Below are 20479 nucleotides of genomic sequence, written 5' to 3'. Positions count from 1 at the left end.
AATTGCGTAGGCGCAGCCCGCACTTCTCTACGAGACGCTCCGCGAACGACTGCGCGGAAATCGAGCGACTTGCACTGAGCGGCGTCGAAGTGAGTCGAGATTCAGTGACCATCGTAGACATCGCTTTGCCAACATTTGCAGCGATCGCTCACTTCTGGCGCTGAGTGAGCTTGTATTCGATCTGTTGTAGTGCCGATCGCCACACATCATATCCCTCTTGAGACAGGTGCAACCCGTCAGTAGTCAACTCTGGGCGCATATTGCCTTCCATATCCGTAAACCAGCTATAAATATTTAGATAATTAGCACCTTCTTCTTTGGCAATCATGGTTAATTGGGTGTTGATGTGACGAATACGGCTGTTGGAAAGTTTTGCTAGGCGAGTAGGCAAAATTGATTGGACAATGATTTGAGCTTTTGGGTGAGTCTGCCGTAAACGACGAACAATCCGGCGATAATTATGCAAAATTGTTTCATCACTAGCGCCTTTCCGTAAGTCGTTAATCCCAGCCATGACGTAAATCACATCCGGCCGCGTTGCCGAAAATGCCCCCAATCTTTTTAAAACGCCACTGGAAGTATCTCCAGATATGCCTTGATTTAGCCACAATTTACCAGCAGGCAGTTTTTCTCTTGGAAACCACATGCTCAAAGAATCACCAACTAAAATACTTAGATGATTTGCACCTTGACCTTGAGCGATCGCTCTAGCTTCTAAAGCTAATAAACTTTTCCAGTCGTCATAAGTTAGCTGACGTTTTTTGATCGACTCCCACAATGATTGCAAATTATCACTATCTACGCGTGTATAAATCTGACCTGTTTTCAGAGCGGCCAATCTTTGGTAGTAAAGCTGATTCCCAGATGTCAATAAGAGGCTAGTTGCTTGGGCGCTGGGGTTGAGTGATGACTCTGTTGAGGCTGGTAATCCCTGACTACTGAATTCTGGTACGCTAGTGACGTTTTTCTCAACTACTGGTAGCTGCGAACTTTTTAGGGGTTGGAACGCTTGGCCACTGAGTTCTGGTAAGGAGAGATCAACGCTCTTGATAATTTTTGTACTGATTATTGCCTGCGAACCCTGTTTTAAATCCCACAGGAATCTAGAATTTTCTGGCAGGACAATCGACAGATGTGGAAGAGCCGATGCTGGTATTGCTAATCCTGTTAACAAGCCTGCTGCCAACAGATAAGGGTCCCTCATCGCTTTCTCTCTCCTCTACTCACTGCTTTTCCATATCACAGGATTAGTTGCCTGTATTCAGGAAAATTTTACTTCGGTTAATCTACTATTCTTATTTACACTGTGTAGTTCTGTAAAGCGTGTTCACGATATTATATTTGACAATTTACGATCTCTTTAAAGTACGGTTTTCCCTGTGGTATACAAATCTTTTTTGTGAGAATACTTTTACTGAAAGCACTGGTTTTATCTGCCGACCACTTTTTATTACTCAGTTGTCAAAAACATTGTAAGTATTGGCATCGGCGATTAGTGAGTGATTTTTGAGGATCTTCAGGAGAGAAGTTTTTGCTTTTGATTAAATAATCATAATATTTTAGATTTCTAGATTTCAGTAAATTGTGGCGATCGCATGAGAGTTTGGTAGATCGAGAGGTGATGTCTGACGACAAGCCGCTTCACTTCTACATTTTTCACTTTTCTATGTGAAATTGAGCAGTGTAAATACCTCAGTTATCAAAGAGGAATAGCTAAAGTTTAACTGTTGAGAATATTGATATCATACGATGGTGGGTCCTCAATGAGCAAGAATCAAGTTTGCCATACTAAAAATTTGAGAATTTACTATACGTAATTTAAAATTTATGTTTACTCATTGGAGTATGAGTTGAAACACATTTAAATTAAGTTTTACTTCTAGAGAATAGCCTCATTGAAGTGCTAAGATTTAGGCTGAATCATTAGTGTTTTCCTTTTATTCCGTGGCTAGAGCTAGTACAGCAATTGGTGTCAGTCCCATTATTAAGGAGATTGTGCAAAAACAGGCACATTCTACACGTTTGACCCTGAAAGAAGTTATTCTCATGGGGATGTTAGCTATTGACAAACTAGACGATCAAGGTCGTCAAGAGCTAGCCGATCAAGTTCATCAAATGCAGGTGAATGGAGAAATTTGAGTGAGTAGTTATGAGTTAAGATTTATAAGTTATAAATTTTAACTTCTTGCTCTCACTCTTTACTTAATTTGGTTATTGGCTAAATCGATAACGACTTCCCATTATATAATGCTCATTAATTTCAAAAGATATCCATCGGCGTTGCAGAGTTTCAGCAACAAAGCCGATTGTATTAGAACCTGCAAATGGATGTAATACCATATCACCTTCATCAGTTAAGAATTTGATGAATAACTCGGCCACCCCTTGAGGAAAACGCGTTGGATGGGGTTTAATTTCTGTTGCTTTGCAGCGTCGTAAATAAGTGTTATTAGATTTTCAGTATTAGCAATTTTTAGTAGATTTGGCAAAATTGCACCCTGGTTATCCTTTTGGAATTTATCAACTGAATGCTACCACTTTTTGTATGGTAAAAATTTGCCAGACATAATGATTTTAACGCGATCGCCTTTGGGGTCTTCTTCTTTTTCTATATCTAATGTAAAGTCAATGGCACTCATAATCCCGTCACCAAACTTTTCTTGAATTACTTCTTTGATGGGGAAACCATAAACTTGCATAATCTCGTAGAAACGATAAATTAGTGGGTCGGTTGGTACAACCGGGCCTAATCCTTTTACAGGATATCCAGTCAATTCTTTAACATAACTAGTATCTAACCCCAATGCTTCAACTAATAACTTAGCTTCTTCCTCGGAAGCACTAGCTTGACGGTAGAATAAAGCAGCAATCCATACTTCATCACGTCCGAGAACTTTTTCCAAATCGGCAAAGCTTAGTTTTTTCTCTTCTTTCGCGGCTAATAGCTTTTGAGTAATTTCGGAAATAGACACCTGATAACTCCTATAGTGAATTGTATTAAAGTTAATTTTAGGCGTAGCCCTTCGGCTGCGCTCAGGAACCGCCTGTCGTAGACATCGCTTTCTTTTTAGATAGATTATCCATCTTTTAGTGAGTATATGTCTGGTTCATAGTTAATAAATTGAAAGGCTCCACCAGTCTGAGCAAGTCGCATTAAGTCATTGGTTGAAGGCTCTGATAAATCGAAACATAGTTTTTCTCCCTTCATCAGAGAGAGATAAAATAACTTGTATAAAAGATTCTACGAATTTTATATTTCGTACACTAAAGTATTTATGCTTTAGAGTTCCCAAAAAAGTAGAAAAAGTAATCAAAAATGAAAAAATCCCCCACCTTGCGGCAGGGGATTTTTATTACTTACCTACAAAACTAGCAGCCGAATTAACCGAACTTACCAGCAGTAGAAGCAATCAAGAACGCGGCGTAAGTAACGATGTAGCCAACAGTGAAGTGAGCTAGACCAACTACACGACCTTGAACGATAGACAGAGCAACGGGCTTGTCTTTCCAGCGAACTAGGTTAGCTAGAGGAGTGCGTTCGTGTGCCCAAACAAGGGTTTCAATCAACTCTTGCCAGTAACCTCTCCAGGAGATTAAGAACATGAAGCCAGTCGCCCAAACTAGGTGTCCAAACAAGAACATCCAAGCCCAGACAGACAGGTTATTCACGCCGTAAGGGTTGTAACCGTTAATCAACTGAGCAGAGTTAGCCCAGAGGTAATCGCGGAACCAGCCCATGAGATATGTAGAGTTCTCATTGAACTGAGCTACGTTGCCTTGCCAAATACCTAGATGTTTCCAATGCCAGTAGAATGTAACCCAACCAAGGGTGTTCAGCATCCAGAACGCAGCAAGGTAGAAGGAATCCCAACCTGAGATGTCGCAAGTACCGCCACGACCAGGGCCGTCGCAAGGGAAGGCATAACCGAAGTCCTTTTTATCGGGCATCAGCTTAGAACCACGCGCATCCAAAGCACCTTTGACCAAGATCAAGGTGGTGGTGTGCAGACCTAAAGCGATCGCATGGTGTACCAAGAAATCGCCAGGGCCAATTGTCAAGAACAAGGAGTTAGTACCAGCATTGATGGCATCTAACCAACCTGGCAACCAAACGTTAGCGTAGTTGGGCCATGCTGTGTAAGCAACACTATCTGGGTTAGATAACAAAGTATCTAAACCGTACAGTACTTTACCGTTAGCAGCTTGGACGAATTGAGCAAATACTGGCTCAATCAAGATTTGCTTTTCAGGAGTACCGAAAGCAACTACTACGTCGTTGTGGACGTACAGACCAAGGGTGTGGAAGCCCAAGAAAAGGGATACCCAGCTAAGGTGGGAAATAATCGCTTCTTTGTGCTTCAGCACGCGCTCAAGTACGTTGCCCTTATTTTGCTCTGGATCGTAATCACGAACCCAGAAGATTGCTCCGTGAGCAAAAGCTCCAAGCATCAGGAATCCAGCAATATACTGGTGATGCGTGTACAACGCTGCCTGAGTTGTGTAGTCCTTCGCAATAAATGCGTAGGAAGGCATGGAGTACATGTGCTGCGCTACCAGGGAAGTAACAACACCTAACGCTGCTAAGTGCCATCCCAATTGGAAGTGCAGGGAGTTGTTGTAGGTGTCGTAGATACCTTGGTGAGGTAGGTTAAACGGCCCTTCAACAGGAATACCAAAGAAATTCTTGGCATTCAAGGCTTCTTTGAGACTGTGACCAATCCCAAAGTTTGTCCGGTACATGTGACCAGCAACAATGAATAAAACTGCGATCGCTAGGTGGTGATGAGCTATGTCAGTCAGCCACAAAGCTTCTGTCTGGGGATGGAAACCACCCAAGAAACTCAGAATTGCAGTTCCTGCACCTTGCGATGTCCCGAATATATGTCCAGGAGTGTCAGGGTTTTGAGAGTAAACACCCCAGTTGCCTGTAAAGAATGGTGTCAAACCTGCGGGGTGGGGTGGTGTGTTGAGGAAATTATCCCAACCTACGTGCTGTCCGCGAGCTTCGGGGATAGCAACGTGAATTAAGTGACCAGCCCAAGCCAAAGAACTAACACCAAACAAACCTGCTAAGTGGTGGTTTAGGCGATGTTCAGCGCTCTTAAACCATGCCAAGCTAGGACGGTACTTGGGTTGCAAGTGCAGCCAACCAGCAAACAGTAATACAGCAGCGAATAACAGCAAGAAAACTGAACCGTTGTACAGTTCGCCGTTATTCCGCATACCGATGGTATACCACCAGTGGTACAGACCAGAGTAGGTAATGTTTACTGGATTGCTAGCGCCCGCTTGGGTAAAAGCTTCGATCGCTGGTTTACCGAAGTGGGGGTCCCAAATCGCATGGGCGATGGGACGGATATGAAGGGGATCTTTAATCCACTGTTCAAAGTTACCTTGCCAGGCTACGTGGAACAGGAGGCTGGATGCCCACAGGAAGATGATTGCCAAGTGACCGAAGTGAGTTGCGAAAATCTTTTGGTAAAGATTTTCTTCCGTCATGCCATCATGGGTTTCAAAATCGTTGCCTGTAGCGATCGCATACCATATCCGACGAGTTGTCGGGTCCTGTGCGAGATCCTGGCTAAATTTCGGAAATTTCGTCGCCATAGGTTTAATAAATCCTCTGACCTTTAGCCATCAAGTATCAGTTTAATTTTGGATTTTGAATTTTAGATTTTAGATTCAATCCCTTCGGGTTCAGCAGTCACTCATGGGGGAAATTCCCAAGACCGCGCTGCTTCACCAAAATCTAAAATCTCAAATCCAAAATTTTGCTGATTGCTACCCTACTGAAAGGATGTGTGCATGGAAGAACGCCCAAGTTGTGGCAATTCCTCCTAAGAGGTAGTGAGCTACCCCTACAGCCCGACCCTGAATAATGCTCAAAGCGCGAGGCTGAATTGCTGGTGCTACCTTCAGTTTGTTATGCGCCCAAACAATGGACTCAATTAGTTCTTGCCAGTAGCCGCGACCACTGAACAGGAACATCAAGCTGAATGCCCAAACAAAGTGAGCGCCTAAGAACATGAGTCCATAAGCAGATAGCGCACTGCCATAGGAATTGATGACTTGCGTAGCTTGCGCCCACAAGAAGTCTCGTAACCAACCGTTGATGGTGATGGCACTTTGGGCAAAGTTACCACCGGTGATGTGAGTCACAACACCATCTGCATCTACGGTTCCCCAGACATCTGATTGCATCTTCCAGCTGAAGTGGAAAATTGCAATGGATATTGTGTTGTACATCCAGAATAGTCCGAGGAACACATGGTCCCAACCAGACACTTGACAAGTACCGCCACGACCAGGACCGTCGCAGGGGAAGCGGAAGCCCAGGTTTGCTTTGTCTGGAATCAGACGAGAGCTACGGGCAAACAGTACACCTTTGAGCAGAATTAGGACAGTAACGTGGATTTGGAATGCGTGAATATGGTGGATTAAGAAGTCCGCCGTACCCAAAGCAATGGGCATCATCGCTACTTTACCGCCTACAGCCAAAATCCCACCACCGAAAGCATAGCTAACGGGTTCTAGCGCGTTAGGAGCAGTACCACCAGGAGCTAGGGTATGGATGTTTTGCACCCACTGGGCAAATACTGGCTGCAATTGAATTGCAGTATCAGAGAACATATCTTGGGGACGCCCCAAGGCACGCATTGTATCGTTGTGGATGTAAAGCCCAAAGCTATGGAAGCCGAGGAAGATACACACCCAGTTAAGGTGAGAAATAATCGCATCTCGGTGACGAAGCACGCGATCGAGCAAGTTGTTTTGGTTCACAACTGGATCGTAATCCCGCACCATGAATATGGCAGCGTGAGCCGCACCGCCGACTATACAGAATGCACCAATCCACATGTGGTGGGTGAAAATGCACAACTGTGTTGCATAATCAGTTGCCAAATATGGATAGGGAGGCATCGCGTACATGTGATGCGCGACGATGATGGTCAGCGAACCCAAGAAGGCCAAGTTAGTAGCCAACTGAGCGTGCCAGGATGAGGTCAGGTTTTCGTAGAGACCTTTGTGACCTTCACCGGTGAAAGGACCTTTATGGTTTTCCAGGATCTCTTTTATGCTGTGACCAATACCCCAGTTAGTACGGTACTGATGACCAGCAATGATAAAGACAACTGCGATCGCTAAGTGGTGATGAGCAATATCAGTCATCCACAAGCCGCCTGTTACTGGGTTTAGACCGCCCTTGAAGGTGAGGAAGTCAGCATACTGACCCCAGTTCAAGGTGAAGAAAGGTGCTAAACCAGCAGCAAAGCTGGGATACAGCTCGGTCAACAAGTCTTTGTTCAAGATGAACTCGTGGGGCAAGGGTATGTCTTTGAGAGCAACGCCTGCATCCAAAAGCTTGTTGGTCGGTGCGGATACGTGGATTATGTGACCTGCCCATCCCAAGGAACCACAACCTAGCAATACTTGCAAGTGGTGATTCAGCATTGACTCCACATTCTGGAACCATTCCAGTTTAGGAGCGCGTTTGTGGTAATGGAACCAGCCTGCAAATAGTAATAAGGCTGCTAATACCAAGCCACCGATCGCTGTGCAGTAAAGCTGGAAGGAGTTTGTGATCCCCCAACCACGCCATACTTGGAACAAACCAGAGGTGATTTGAATACCGTGGAAACCACCGCCAACATCACCGTTTAAAATGTCTTGTCCAACAATGGGCCAAACTACTTGAGCACTAGGTCTAACGTTCAACGGGTCGCTTAACCAAGCTTCGTAGTTAGAAAACTTCGCGCCGTGAAAAATCATCCCGCTCAACCAAACCATTATTACGGCTAAGTGGCCGAAGTGGGCTGAGAATATCTTGCGGGAGATGTCTTCTAAATCGCTTGTATGTGTATCAAAATCATGGGCGAGTGCGTGCAGGTTCCAAATCCATGTGGTGGTTTTGGGACCTCTGGCTAAGGTTCTGTCAAAGTGTCCAGGTTGCGCCCATCTTTCGAATGAGGTTGGAACTGGGTCATTATCGACGATTACTCTTGCCTTTTTTTCCTCTCGCTCCGGAGGACTTATTGTCATTCGACCTCCTCTCTTGATAAGGAATGAGGAATCATGAATACCACAAAATTAACCATTACCGCAAATTCCAGAATTGTACTGAAGCCGCGATGAAGACCTATGTGGATTGTTGTTTCTCGTTGAATTATAAAGTCTTCACTTGTACATTGTTGGAGATATTTTAACAATAATTCAAACTTGCTCAAATATTGCTGAAATTCATACCTTAACTGGCTTTTAACTTCAAACTATTTGTCCAAAAGTCAATAGTTTATCTATTTAATTTACAAAGAATAACAATTCGTAAAATTTATGGTTTGGCTGTATGTAACCGATATTCGAGTTTTTGCTGTTATTAACCGTAAATATTTGTATCATCTTTCAATTTTTATAAGTAAAAAGCTGTAGAGAATATGACTTATTTTAAAATCGGGATTAGGGATTGGGAAGATGAGTCTGTAGATTCATACCTCAATACAGTTGAGTTAAGAAAATAATCTGTTGAGGTAGGCAGGGGAGGCAAGGGAAAGAATAATGCTTAACGCAAGCGTATTGATTCATACCCCAAGCAAATCTTAAAAGAATTTTTTTCCACAGGACTTACGCAAAAATTGCTAAAAAGCTTAATTTCTCGTTCGCGTAGCGTACCGGAGGCATACCGCCAAGACGCCAAGAACGCCTTTCCTTCGGAACGCTACGCGCAGCATCTCGTAGAGAAGAATTGTAGAGTGTGCGTAAGTCCTGAAGAAAACTTATCGGGTGTGAGGCAGATTCACCTTTTGGGCTATAGTTCCAGATGGACAGTTTGAGCCAAAATAATCTGTCAATTGTCGAAGACTATCAGTGGGTGCAACGCATGAACTCGTGGCAGAAAAAGGTGTTACAGAAATTCCTCGCTGAGAGATTTCCAATTCTCAGGTGGATAATGACATTGGTGCTGGTATTAAGCTTGACCAGTTGTGGTGAGAAAGCTGGCAGCCAGGAAGTATCTAATGATTATGGAGAAAAACCCCCACAGATTTCTCAAATTTCCAAACAATTTTCGGAAATTTCTCCACCATGTGTTATTCAAGAACTGCGTCCAATTTTGGAAGTTTATCAGCCACAAGTGACAATTGTTACTCCAAAATCTGATGAGGTTTTCCAAGACAACAAAGTTACAGCCAGTTTTCAAGTTAAGGATTTACCAATATTTAAAGACGCAGAATTACAACTGGGGCCCCATCTACACGTAATTCTCGATAACCAACCTTATATACCTATTTACGACCTGAATCAGCCTTTGGTTTTGCCAGACTTGTCTCCAGGTACTCATACCCTACGTGTCTTCGCCTCTCGTCCTTGGCATGAAAGTTTTAAAAATGAAGGCGCTTATGCCCAGACAACATTTCATATCTTCACCAAAACCGACGATAACAATCCAGATCCCAAGTTACCTTTGCTAACTTACAGCCGTCCTCAAAGCGGCTACGGAGCAGAACCAATCTTACTGGACTTTTACCTAACTAATGCTCCTCTGCACCTGGTTGGCAAAGAAAACGCTAACAACGAATTCAGTGATTGGCGCATTCGCTCCACAATTAATGGTGAAAGCTTTATTTTTGATCGCTGGCAGGCAATTTATCTTAAAGGCTTTCGTCCAGGAAAAAACTGGGTAAAACTAGAATTTCTCGATAACCAGGGAAATCCTGTGAAAAATGCCTTTAATACTACAGTTAGATTGATTGACTACCAGTCAAAGGGTAAAGACACTTTGTCGAGAATTGTCAGAGGAGAACTCACAGCAGATGAGGTGCGCCCTATTGTAGACCCGAATTATAGATTTACACCTAAACCCACACCAACACCTTCTGTTGAAAAAACACCCCAAATACAACCGAAGCTAGAAAAACAGCCCATTCCGGAAACGCAAATTCCAGAACAACCAAAATTAGAAGTTCCAACGGCTGTACCATCTCCCAGTTTGTCCCCGACGCTACCAGAAATTATTGAGTCTCCTATACCAGAACCACAGCCAACAGTAACGCCAACTCCTGAATCAACGCCGTTACCCGAAATTGCGCCTCAGCCAACAAAACCTAGACCTGGTGGATTTTTTAACCGTGGAGCTGGTAAAGTTCAGACACCACAAGCACCAGTTGCACCATCTCCTAGTTTGCCACCTACGCTGCCAGAGATTATTGAGTCTCCGACACCAGAAATAATTACGCCAACACCAGAACCACAGCCAACGGTAACGCCAACTCCTGAATCAACGCCGTTACCTGAAATTGCGCCTCAGCCAACTAAACCTAGATTTGGCGGATTTTTCAACCGTCGAACGGCTAAGACACCAACTCCACAAGTAACAATTGCGCCATCTCCTAGCTTGCCACCCACGCTGCCAGAGATTATCGAGTCTCCTGCACCAGAACCACAGGCAACGTTAACGCCAACTCCTGAATTAACACCGTTACCTAAAACAACAGAGTTAACCAAAGACGCTCAACTGTAATTTTTGCGCTAAAGCCTCAACAAATGCGATCGCTGCTACAGGATTTCCAATATTATCCAACCCAGGACTGTAACAAGCGATCGCTCCCTCACCTGGTACTATTGCTATAAGTCCACCAGCAATTCCTGATTTCATCGGTAGACCAATCCTGACTGCAAACTCGGCAGAAGTTTCATAAAGTCCACAAATTGACATTACAGCATTGACAATTCGACGGTTTTGTGAATTTATCAACCTATTTTCAAAAGCTAGGATTTTTCCTAACAGGGCTAAATCTTCAACTCGCCCAGAGAGACAGCATATTTGATTATAAGTGTCAAGTGCTGTTTCAAGATTTTCTAGATGACCTGTTTCGGCAAGATAGTTTGCGATCGCTTCATTGGCTGTTGAACGGGTTAATCGCACTGAAGCCAGCATCACCTCATCTAAATATAGTTGGCAACCTGCTAATTGGTTAAGCCATTGACAAAATAAAAGAGTGCGAATGCTTGCATCCTTTCCTGGTAACTTATCAGCAAGAGTAATTGCTCCACTATTAATCATCGGGTTGCGGGGATGGCCGCGATCGGTAATTAATTGTTCTAAAGAATTGAAGGGTGCATCCGATGGTTCCACCCCAACCCACCCAAAAACTGTTTCTGCTCCAAAATGTTCCAGCAGATAAAGTAAAGAAAATGTCTTAATCACGCTCATTAGTGGAAATACACAACCTGTATCCCCAAAGCTGATGGTTTTTTCCGATTCACAGTAGATATGAACTGCAAACCAAGCAGGATAAGCTTTAGCTAGTTGCGGAATGCGATCGATAACTTTTCCGTGTTCAGCTTTAGTTTTCACTTGTTGTACCAAAGCTGACACCTCTGTAGTCGTTAGTCTGTCAAGTCTTTTCAAAAGTGATATCCGCTAATACCATTTCTAGTTTATAAACTCGTTGTAATATTTTCTATCGCTACTGATGGTGGATTAATAAGAGTTAACAATATATCAACAACTTCATTAAAAGAAGCTGCACTCTTTAAATTTACTGATTCTACATAACCAAATCCATAGGAGGCGTGAATAAAATCAACCCCTGCTTTCATAGCTGCTAATCGATCACTTTCTGTATCTCCAATATAAATCGCCTTTTTTAGGCTATTACGCTGACAGATTGCAATAATATTTTCAGCCTTGGGTTTTTGAGTTCTGCCAAAACACTCTGAGTCTACAAATATATCCCTAAAAGTTTTGTTTGTATTATTAGTGTTTAAAGGCATAGAAAGAAATACCTGTAAATACCAGTATTCACAATTGCTAACTAAAAACAAGGGAAACTGACCGGACAAAGTATCTAAATATTCTGAAACTCCTTTGTATAAAATTCCACCTCTAATTTTTATCTCTTGCTTTTCACAATCTTCGATTAAAAGAGAAAATTTATCAATACTTTCCTCTTCTATGTCTGGAAAAATATTTTTTATGCATTCTATAAAAGGAAGACCACTAACCCCATTAATATCATCCTCAGTAATAGGAGTTCTCGGAATATTAGCAATCTTAATTGCTTGATTCCAAGCATCTGCACATATACTAGATATATTCCAAAGAGTTCCGTCTAGATCAAATATTACCCCAAGCATATATAGCTCCTAAAATAAACTAAGCAATTTCAATGATTATTTACAGATTTTAGTTTAATCGCTCGAAGCCGTTATCTCACTTTTCTGTTCAATTATTATATATAAACTGTGTATAAAGGCAGCAAAATCTGCATGAAAACTGCTCTGAATTTAAAGTTAAAGTGATAAACTAACTTTAGTAAAGGATACTTTATGATTCCCCGTGTTAGAGCGCCAGAATTACCACAAAATTACTCTTGGCTGAACACCGATAAACCTTTATCTCTTAAAGAACTCAAGGGTAGAGTCGTAATTTTAGACTTTTGGACATACTGTTGCATCAATTGTCTGCATATTCTGCCAAACCTGAAATATTTAGAACAAAAATATAAAGAAAGTCTTACTGTTATCGGCGTTCACTCTGCCAAATTTGAAAATGAAAAAGAAACAGAAAATATCCGCCAAGCCATTCTGCGCTACGACATTGAACATTCAGTTGTAGTGGACAGAGGTTTTCGGATTTGGGAAGAGTATGCTGTGCGTGCTTGGCCAACATTAATAATTATTGATCCAGAAGGTTACGTGATTGGCCAAATTTCTGGTGAAGGAAACCGTAACGCTTTAGACGAGTTGATTCAAAAGTTAATTCAGCAACATCAAGACAAAGGCACAATTAATTTTCAAGAAATCAGCTTGACTTTAGAAAAACAGCGCCAACCATTAATCACACCCCTAGCTTTTCCTGGTAAAGTTCTAGCTACTCCAATGGGTTTATTCATTGCTGATTCTGGACATCATCGCCTGATTATGAGTAACTTCAACGGGAAAATTTTGCACTTAATTGGTACTGGAAAATCTGGTTTAAGCGATGGTTCGTTCAGCGAAGCGCAGTTTTTTGCACCACAGGGAATGGCTTATGATGCCGAAAATGAGATTCTTTACGTTGCTGATACAGAAAATCATGCGCTGCGGCGAGTTGATTTAAAGCGTCAAGTGGTAGAAGCGATCGCAGGAACTGGTGAACAAAGCCGCAATATCCATCCTCATAGCGGTGCTGGTTTAGAAACCGCGCTGAATTCCCCTTGGGATTTAGTCAAAGTGGGAAATACCTTGTTTATTGCAATGGCTGGGCCACATCAAATTTGGCAAATGGATTTAGAAAGTGGCATCATCAAAACTTATGCTGGTACTGGTGCAGAAGCTTGTATTGATGGTTCACTTAGCGAATCTGCCTTTGCTCAACCTAGCGGTATTACTACTAATGGGCAAGAATTATATATTGCTGACAGTGAAGTTAGTTCAATTCGTGGTGTGGGAATTGTCGAACCGTACCAAGTGCGAACCATTTGCGGTAGTGGGGGTTTATTTGGTTTTGGCGATGTAGATGGACAAGGTGAAGATGTCCGTTTGCAGCACTGTTTAGGAGTGGAATATGCTCAGAATTTTCTGTGGGTAGCAGATACCTATAACCATAAAATTAAATTAGTTAGTCCCAATGGTAATTGTCAAACAGTATTAGGAGATGGTTCTGCTGGTTTACAAGATGGTCAAGGTAAGAATAGCCGCTTTTTTGAACCTTCGGGATTGAGTGTTATGGATTCATATCTATATATTAGTGATACCAATAATCACGCTATCCGCCGCGTAGACTTAAACACCTTTGAGGTGACAACACTGGAATTTCCTGGTTTGTGTGCGCCAGATGTTTGTATTCCACCTAATTTATAGAATGATAATCTTATGCGAAGGTGCTGAGAACAACTCAGCACCTCGGTGTGAGGTTTTAAAATATTGTTGAGTGATTATCTTTAGCGGCTTGAATGCCAGTACGATCGCTGGATTGATTTTAATGAATCCAAATTACCTTGACATAATCACGCTCTTTAACGGAACATACAAGCTGTATCCCCAAAGCTGATAGTTTGCCTCGATTTATAGCAGATGTGAACTGCAAAGCAACCAAAAGCAGCCAAAGCTTGCAGAATGCGATTTGGTGATTTATTTTTGTTAAGCCTGGGTTTTAGATTGGTTTACCCAGGCTAGTAAATCTTTAGTAGTAAGTCCATCGAGTCTTTTCAAATTTCTGTCCAAGTCCAGGAGTATTATCCATGACTTGACATCTGATTAAATTTATCTTAATTATCAGCTTTGTGGATGAGTTGCTTAGTCTCACCATCAGCTATCTGCTTGTTCTTACCCTCATTAGCGATCGCCTGATTTGCCTTGGCGATCGCTTCAATCTCTCCGCAACAACCCTTTTCTTCCCAAGGATCGCCAGGTTTATGGTTGCAGACTTTAACAGACTCTTGGGTTTGATCGTGTTTTTGAGGCATGGCTAATAATACCTACTAAATGTCAATCCAGCATCAAGCTGCCTCCTTAAGTATAAACTCTTATGGCAATAATAGGCAATGAACGGCATTAAGCGGCATTAAGCCAGAAAATATTCTCTGCTTTGCACTCATTTTCAGATAAATTCAATAGTCTTGGTCAGTTGAAGAGCTTAGTTGTAACCGATCTAAAAGATAATTAGTGCCAAAGTAAAATAAGGCAATTAGGATAATCGCAGGTAATGTAACTGATAACAAATCTCTTGTTTTATCTAAGCCAGACACTTCAATAGCAACGGTTAGCAGAATTGCAGTCATGCCATTTTGATGACCAAACATAACTCTTGCTTTACTGGACATAGAATCTTTTAAAAACAGGAAAGTCACAATAACTTGTCCTAAAAAGAATGTAGAAAATGCTAGAATTCCTCCAGAAAGCCAATCTAGACTGAGATTAGCAGACAATAAACCAATAACAATTACACTAAAATAAAAAATAGCAGAGATGATTTTTTCTAGCTGTTCTGATGCAATTGGTCTTAAGAATATACCTACAAATGCAGGTAAAATGAATGAATCAGATAAAACGCTATAAACAATAATTATTACTAAGATAAATATTTCTAAAAATGTTTTTATCTTGTGATATAGTCTATTTAACCACTTATTAATTTTATAATATATGTAATAAACTGTAATACAACTGATAATATCAGCAGCAATCCTCACTAAATATTGATTCCAACTAAAATTATTTGAGATTAATAGTGGTAAAAAAATGTAAAAAGCAAATAGTACAGTAATTGGGTCATCAAAGCTAGACCAAGCCCTCAAAATGGTTTCAGATTTCCTGCTAATCTTGCTGCTGTCAAGAGATTTAGCTGCGGCAATTGGATCTATTTGAGCAATCACGGTTGCACACAAAAAGGCAATTGGGGCAACACGGGGTGAAAAGTGAGTCAAAAGGAAACCGGGCAAGATAATTTTTATTGGAACTCCAATAACTATTACCTTAATAATTGAGTCCAAATGTCTTTTAAAGAATATCGGATCGATACTTAAAACATTGATATACAAGCCCAGAGAAATGGCAGTATTCATCATTTCTTCGAGATAGGGAATGCTTCTGACATTTAGGCCAAATAGAAGAGCGAAGCAATGAGCCGCAAATCCCAACGCAACTGACAGAATGCTTAATTGAAGTAGCATTCTTGTAACACCAGTATCAACAAGGAGAAGTATATCACTATTTTTCCTCAGAACAATATTTCTGAACAGTATAATTTTTGGGCATATCTGCTAAAATGCCTACTCAGCATAGAACCTGGACTTTTAGGAACCGCGATAAAGTACAAAAAATTTCCGCTTCTGAGATTAGTGAATTGGTCTTTTGCTAATCCTCAAGAATTTGTATAAATTTTATTTTTTGAGAGAAAAGTTCTTGACATCCTAATCGCTTAATAGATGAGGTGGTATTTTATCTGTAGGTAATAGTAAACTATCTAGAATTTCCTCATGTAGTTCTCTAGAACAATAAATTTCTCCACAAATACAGTCAAATAATAAGTAATTTGCATAAATATAATCTTCTAAAGCTTTGACATCTGCGGGTGCAAAGCTCACTTTATAACCAGCATCAAGATGTGTAAGCATAAGTTGTCGTAATTCTTCTGCCCATTCTTGCCATTCTTGATTAGCTGCATGACTAGATGGATGACGGCTTTGCAAATCGATCAATTCTCTAGTTAGCTCAATTAGATTTGCTTCTTGGGCTTTCTCAATTGCAAAATCTAGCTTTTCATTAATATCAACTTCCACATCATTACCAATTTGCAGTCGTTTAATGGTAAATTCATTGGAATTTTTTAGGCTTACATATTCATTAGGAATGTCTGCATGAGAACGATCCACAGCTAAAGCATGAATAGCTGCTAATCGGGAAATTAGTAAACCTTTTGGTTGTGGAGGAACTAATTTATGATGAGCGTCATTATATTTTCTGAGTTCTGTCGCAAATTTGGCAAAGGTCGACCGATCAATTTCAATATCACGACTAATGTAGAGATCAACATCTAAATCAATTGCTAAATAATAAGCTCTCCAAGAACTAGAGCTAATGTGAGCATTAGTTGTCATTCTATGTAGCCAATTGAGCATATCTTGCAAATTCTGGTTCTGTTTTACAATGTCATTGGTACATCTAAACATTAGTTTAAGAAATTCATCAGCATTGCCCAGTCGCTGAGTAATTAAAATAAATACTTCTCGCCATTGACGGACTATGAGATTTTCTTCAACAAACTTTTTCAAGAATTCTGATTTGCGATTTTCTACTATGTATTCCGCAGCAAAAAATTCCTGGAAAGTCAGATGAGAGAAAGAGTATACTCCCTTAGATTGTTTGATTAGTAAACCATAGTTGGCTTCGATAATTCTTAGCACTTCTGCTGAATCTATTTCAGGAATAATATTCTGCATAAATTGTACAATTTGCTTTTCTAGCTCCCATTGTTGCCATAAAAATTTAGGGGGATTCTGACTGAAGCCATGATAAGCTATTTCGCTAAACATATTGATTTTCCGTTGCCGTGATAGATGAAGTTCGGGTTGACGTTCAATCCGACGGCTAGCATCCCATCTTCTCAAAAGAGAATCTACTGCATCTGCATATAGTGCATAGCGATTTACAGAGAAATTATAGTTATCTTCAAACGTCAAACACAAAATCGTCAGCAGTAAAGGACTTGTGGCTAATTCTTTGACTGCCTTATTTTCTGCTAATTTCTCTAAGAAGCGATCGCTAGTTTTTTCTTCTTCTCCACGGGCTTGAAACCAATGGTGAACAAATACCTCAATTTCTTCTTTTTCAAAATCGGCAATTTCTACCTCTGTAAAATTATCAAAAACATAATCACACGCTGCATTGCGGCAGGTAATTATAAAACGGTTATCTGGAAATGAATTGGTAAGTTCATCAATTTGTCGATATATATTGTTATTTTCTACTTTTACTTCATCTAATCCATCTAATAAAATTAAAATTCGCCCACTTTCTAGTAAATCACGCACTTTTTTCTCAGAGTTGGGGATATATTTTGTAAATTCAGAGATGACAGTTTCAGTTAAGCTGCTATTGGCTTGATTTTCAGATATATCTCGCATCCGAATAAAAACAGGCACAATTTTCTCCATTGATTTTTCTAGTGGTAAGTGCATGGCTAGATACTTTAAAAATGTTGTTTTTCCTGCCCCTGGTTTACCTAATACCATCAGTTTTGGGTTCTGCATTGCAGCTTCTAAAGCTGGTATTTTAACTTCATTACTAGAAAAAATTAGTCGTCTAAAATTTGGATTAATTGAAGTTTCTAATTCTAAATTATTTAATAAATATTCAAGGGTTTGCTGCCTGCGTCCTTGAATATTCTTGAGGATTTTAAACTTAACATAAATACTATCAATAGGTATTGGTTCGTTCATATCTAGTATCCGCATTGTATTGCACTTTCTTTCTAAGTGCTTCCAATAAGAATCTAGCCAATCTCCTTCAAACTCAGAGTCTATGTTGCTGATTTTTCTTAGAGCTTCTTGATAGCTGTTCTGGTCTAAAAGTACCCTACATAAATAATTGAGATTTTTTTCCTGCATTTTCGGTGGGGTAGCAGCATTAAAAAAAGAGCGAATAGTTCTATCAGCAATTAAGTTATCACTTTTATCCTCTGACTGATAATAAATAGAATTTAATCTGTTAATTAAAGAAGTTGGTGAACCGCCAAATTTCTCCGAGTACGCTTGTTTTAATGATTGAAAAACTTTTGATTCAACTTGAATTGATGCCATCTCTATGTCCTTGATGATTGGTTATAATTAAGAAAAAATAAAAGTGTATCTTGAAATTACAGTAGGTTTTAGCTTCTCCAGACCTTATTGGATAAGACTTTATCCGAAATTCCTATTTCTATTTGTAGTTTATACATAATATCTCCAAAGTAATAGATCGGTTTTCCCTAAAAAAGTATTTTATTCAGGGTTTTTGTGACTTAGTTATAGACGATCTAACCTCTTATTTTACTTCAATAAACACATTTTTGCAAATTGCCGATAATTGCCGCTTATTGCCTTATATTTCCTAATGATATGTAAATAAAATTTTATATATTGTCTTGATGAATATGTCTGAGAAGGCAAACTGCGATCGCCAACTCCTGATCACGCAAAATACTCCTAAATTCCTACTAAAAAAAGAGACTTTACATAAATTGTTCTACCCTTGGAAATAGAGGAAGGAAGAATCTAATACTTTTTATATATTCTGCAAGACGAAAAACTGATTAGTCTATCTGAGAATAATTATTTGAGCCAATTAATGATTCAATTGAGTAAATACTCCAAATTGAAGTACATACTATAACGCGATATACAACTTAATACTCTCACCCCTTTGCTCCAAGCAGGAGCTACTCGATTGGTGAAGCAGGTGTTAAACGGGTTTCTCGACTTGTTCACTTTTAACGTTCCCACAAGGTAGCAACTGCGTGCGGCTCTGCCGATTTAGAGCTTCTGACGTCAGATGCTCTAAATTTTCCCCCTTCTTAACTAAGAAAAGAGACTGGAGAGTTAGATTTGAGTAAAAGTTGCATATCGCGTTATATGTTATCTGAAAAAATATAGCTGTTTGTCAAGTCAATAACTTAGTGCAGTTAGACAGCAGTAAGCACAAGATAACTCATAGAAAGCTACAAATTAAAAGGTTTTTTGATTCTTGACTTGTGAACTATTAAACAAAACTGAATCTATGAAAAATCCAGTCATTCTTAGCGAAATCCCAATAGGTTGGCAACTGAAACATACGCTTCGGGGGCACAATGGGTTAATTAGTCGAGTGGAATGGTCTCTAGATGGTACGATGCTGGCCTCACCATCTTTTGACAGCACAATCAAACTTTGGTCTGTAAATACTGGCGAATGTATATGCACCCTTGAGGGTCATGAAGGACGGGTTTGGACAGTTGCCTGGTCGCCAAATGGCGAATCAATTGCTTCTGGATCTGCTGATAACACCATCCGGTTTTGGAAAACAGATACTGGCAAACTCGAAAAGACAATTGATATGCATACCGGTGTATGTCTGAGTATGGCATGGTCTCCCGATAGTCAGATACTTGCCTTCGGTGGAATGGGGGATGATTGGTCGATTAGGTTGGGATATATCAACACAGAAGAATACAAAACCATCGAAGGACATTCAGGACAAGTGAATAGCTTGGCATGGTCGCCAGATGGAAAAATACTGGCATCTGCTTCTCACGACAGCACAATTAAACTTTGGGATAAAGAAACAACGAAACTGAAAAAAACCCTGATTGGACATTCGGCAGATGTTTACAGCGTTGCATGGTCTCCAGATGGGCAGATAGTAGCATCAGCTTCACGTGACAATATAATCCGCTTATGGAACCCTCAAACAGGGCAAACATTATTTGTTTTAGAAGGACATACAGGATCGGTAAATTGTTTAGAATTTTCTAATGATGCTAAATTACTGGCTTCTAAATCTTCTGACGGTACTGTTCGTCTCTGGCGCTGCGACACTTGGGAAACGGTAACAATTTTGGAGGAAGAAACTTTTAAATCATTGCCTTTTGGGTTAGCTTTCCACCCCAAAGAACCCATTTTGGCGACTTTGGGGGAAGCAGACATAGCCATCCGCATTTGGAAAATCGACTCAGAAATTTTGCTCAATGCACCTCCGGCGAATCCTTCTGACCTATATAGAAACGCTAAAGTGGTGCTGGTAGGTGAAAGTGGTGTAGGCAAGTCTGGATTGAGTTTGGTGCTAACTGATAGAGAGTTTCGCCCCACAGAATCAACTCACGGTCGTAGTGTTTGGACTTTTCACAAACAGGAGTTGGAGTTAAGCGAAGATCGCCAAGAATTGCGGGAAATACTTTTGTGGGATTTAGCAGGACAACCGGGTTATCGGCTGATTCACCAGTTATATTTGAACGAATTGGCAGTAGCCCTGATTGTATTTGATGCCC

13 protein-coding genes and 1 pseudogene are annotated in these 20479 nt (G+C 40.5%); 4 read left to right on the top strand and 10 right to left on the bottom strand.

Going from position 1 to position 20479, the window contains the following annotated elements:
* Window positions 1–148: 148 nt before the first annotated feature.
* Window positions 149–1204 (bottom strand): SGNH/GDSL hydrolase family protein, encoded by a 1056-nt coding sequence (locus RMX98_RS14425; RefSeq protein WP_322681052.1) that lies wholly within the window; start codon window positions 1202–1204, stop codon window positions 149–151.
* 722 nt (window positions 1205–1926) lie between these two features.
* On the opposite strand from RMX98_RS14425, the gene RMX98_RS14420 reads away from it, so the two are divergent.
* Window positions 1927–2139: a hypothetical protein gene (locus RMX98_RS14420; protein ID WP_100899890.1), complete on the top strand. Its 213-nt coding sequence runs from the start codon at window positions 1927–1929 to the stop codon at window positions 2137–2139.
* A gap of 72 nt (window positions 2140–2211) precedes the next feature.
* Here RMX98_RS14420 and RMX98_RS14415 read toward each other — a convergent pair.
* From RMX98_RS14415 to psaA, 4 genes and pseudogenes are all read right to left on the bottom strand, one after another.
* A pseudogene (locus RMX98_RS14415) lies at window positions 2212–2522 on the bottom strand (DNA methyltransferase); the annotation flags it as partial.
* A 9-nt stretch (window positions 2523–2531) separates the two neighbouring features.
* Entirely contained in the window at window positions 2532–2972 is a 441-nt protein-coding gene (gene cynS, locus RMX98_RS14410) for a cyanase (RefSeq protein ID WP_322681051.1), read from the bottom strand.
* 409 nt (window positions 2973–3381) lie between these two features.
* A complete protein-coding gene (gene psaB / locus RMX98_RS14405) occupies window positions 3382–5607 on the bottom strand; it encodes a photosystem I core protein PsaB (RefSeq protein WP_322681050.1) in 2226 nt (741 codons plus the stop codon).
* A 174-nt stretch (window positions 5608–5781) separates the two neighbouring features.
* Window positions 5782–8040 (bottom strand): photosystem I core protein PsaA, encoded by a 2259-nt coding sequence (psaA, locus tag RMX98_RS14400; protein ID WP_322681049.1) that lies wholly within the window; start codon window positions 8038–8040, stop codon window positions 5782–5784.
* A gap of 835 nt (window positions 8041–8875) precedes the next feature.
* Here psaA and RMX98_RS14395 point away from each other — a divergent pair.
* The gene (locus RMX98_RS14395) at window positions 8876–10513 is read left to right on the top strand and encodes a hypothetical protein (RefSeq protein ID WP_322681128.1); all 1638 of its coding nucleotides are present in this window, start codon (window positions 8876–8878) and stop codon (window positions 10511–10513) included.
* On the opposite strand, the gene RMX98_RS14390 is transcribed toward RMX98_RS14395, so the two are convergent.
* Both RMX98_RS14390 and RMX98_RS14385 read right to left on the bottom strand, forming a co-directional pair.
* A complete protein-coding gene (locus tag RMX98_RS14390; protein ID WP_322681048.1) occupies window positions 10490–11404 on the bottom strand; it encodes a glutaminase in 915 nt (304 codons plus the stop codon). The two genes, RMX98_RS14395 and RMX98_RS14390, sit on opposite strands and share 24 nt — an antisense overlap.
* Window positions 11405–11433: 29 nt before the next feature.
* On the bottom strand, window positions 11434–12132 hold the full coding sequence (locus RMX98_RS14385) for an HAD family hydrolase (RefSeq protein WP_322681047.1): 699 nt from the start codon (window positions 12130–12132) through the stop codon (window positions 11434–11436).
* A 192-nt stretch (window positions 12133–12324) separates the two neighbouring features.
* On the opposite strand from RMX98_RS14385, the gene RMX98_RS14380 reads away from it, so the two are divergent.
* A complete protein-coding gene (locus RMX98_RS14380; RefSeq protein ID WP_322681046.1) occupies window positions 12325–13839 on the top strand; it encodes a thioredoxin-like domain-containing protein in 1515 nt (504 codons plus the stop codon).
* A 407-nt stretch (window positions 13840–14246) separates the two neighbouring features.
* Here the strand turns inward: RMX98_RS14380 and RMX98_RS14375 are convergent, their stop codons facing one another.
* The 3 genes from RMX98_RS14375 to RMX98_RS14365 form a co-directional block, all read right to left on the bottom strand.
* Window positions 14247–14444, bottom strand: a complete 198-nt coding sequence (locus tag RMX98_RS14375) for a hypothetical protein (RefSeq protein WP_322681045.1) — start codon at window positions 14442–14444, stop codon at window positions 14247–14249.
* Between the two features lie 144 nt (window positions 14445–14588).
* A complete protein-coding gene (locus RMX98_RS14370; protein ID WP_322681044.1) occupies window positions 14589–15650 on the bottom strand; it encodes a hypothetical protein in 1062 nt (353 codons plus the stop codon).
* Between the two features lie 240 nt (window positions 15651–15890).
* Window positions 15891–18278, bottom strand: coding sequence for an NACHT domain-containing protein (locus RMX98_RS14365; protein ID WP_322681043.1), 2388 nt, complete (start codon window positions 18276–18278; stop codon window positions 15891–15893).
* Between the two features lie 955 nt (window positions 18279–19233).
* Here RMX98_RS14365 and RMX98_RS14360 point away from each other — a divergent pair.
* Window positions 19234–20479, top strand: a 1246-nt coding sequence (locus RMX98_RS14360) for an eIF2A-related protein (protein WP_409881152.1), incomplete at its 3' end; no start/stop codon positions are given.

The organism is Nostoc sp. DedQUE02 (assembly GCF_034531035.1).
Lineage (GTDB): Bacteria > Cyanobacteriota > Cyanobacteriia > Cyanobacteriales > Nostocaceae > Nostoc.
Note: the sequence above shows the minus strand (reverse complement) of the source record. Positions and strands in the feature narration are given on the sequence as shown.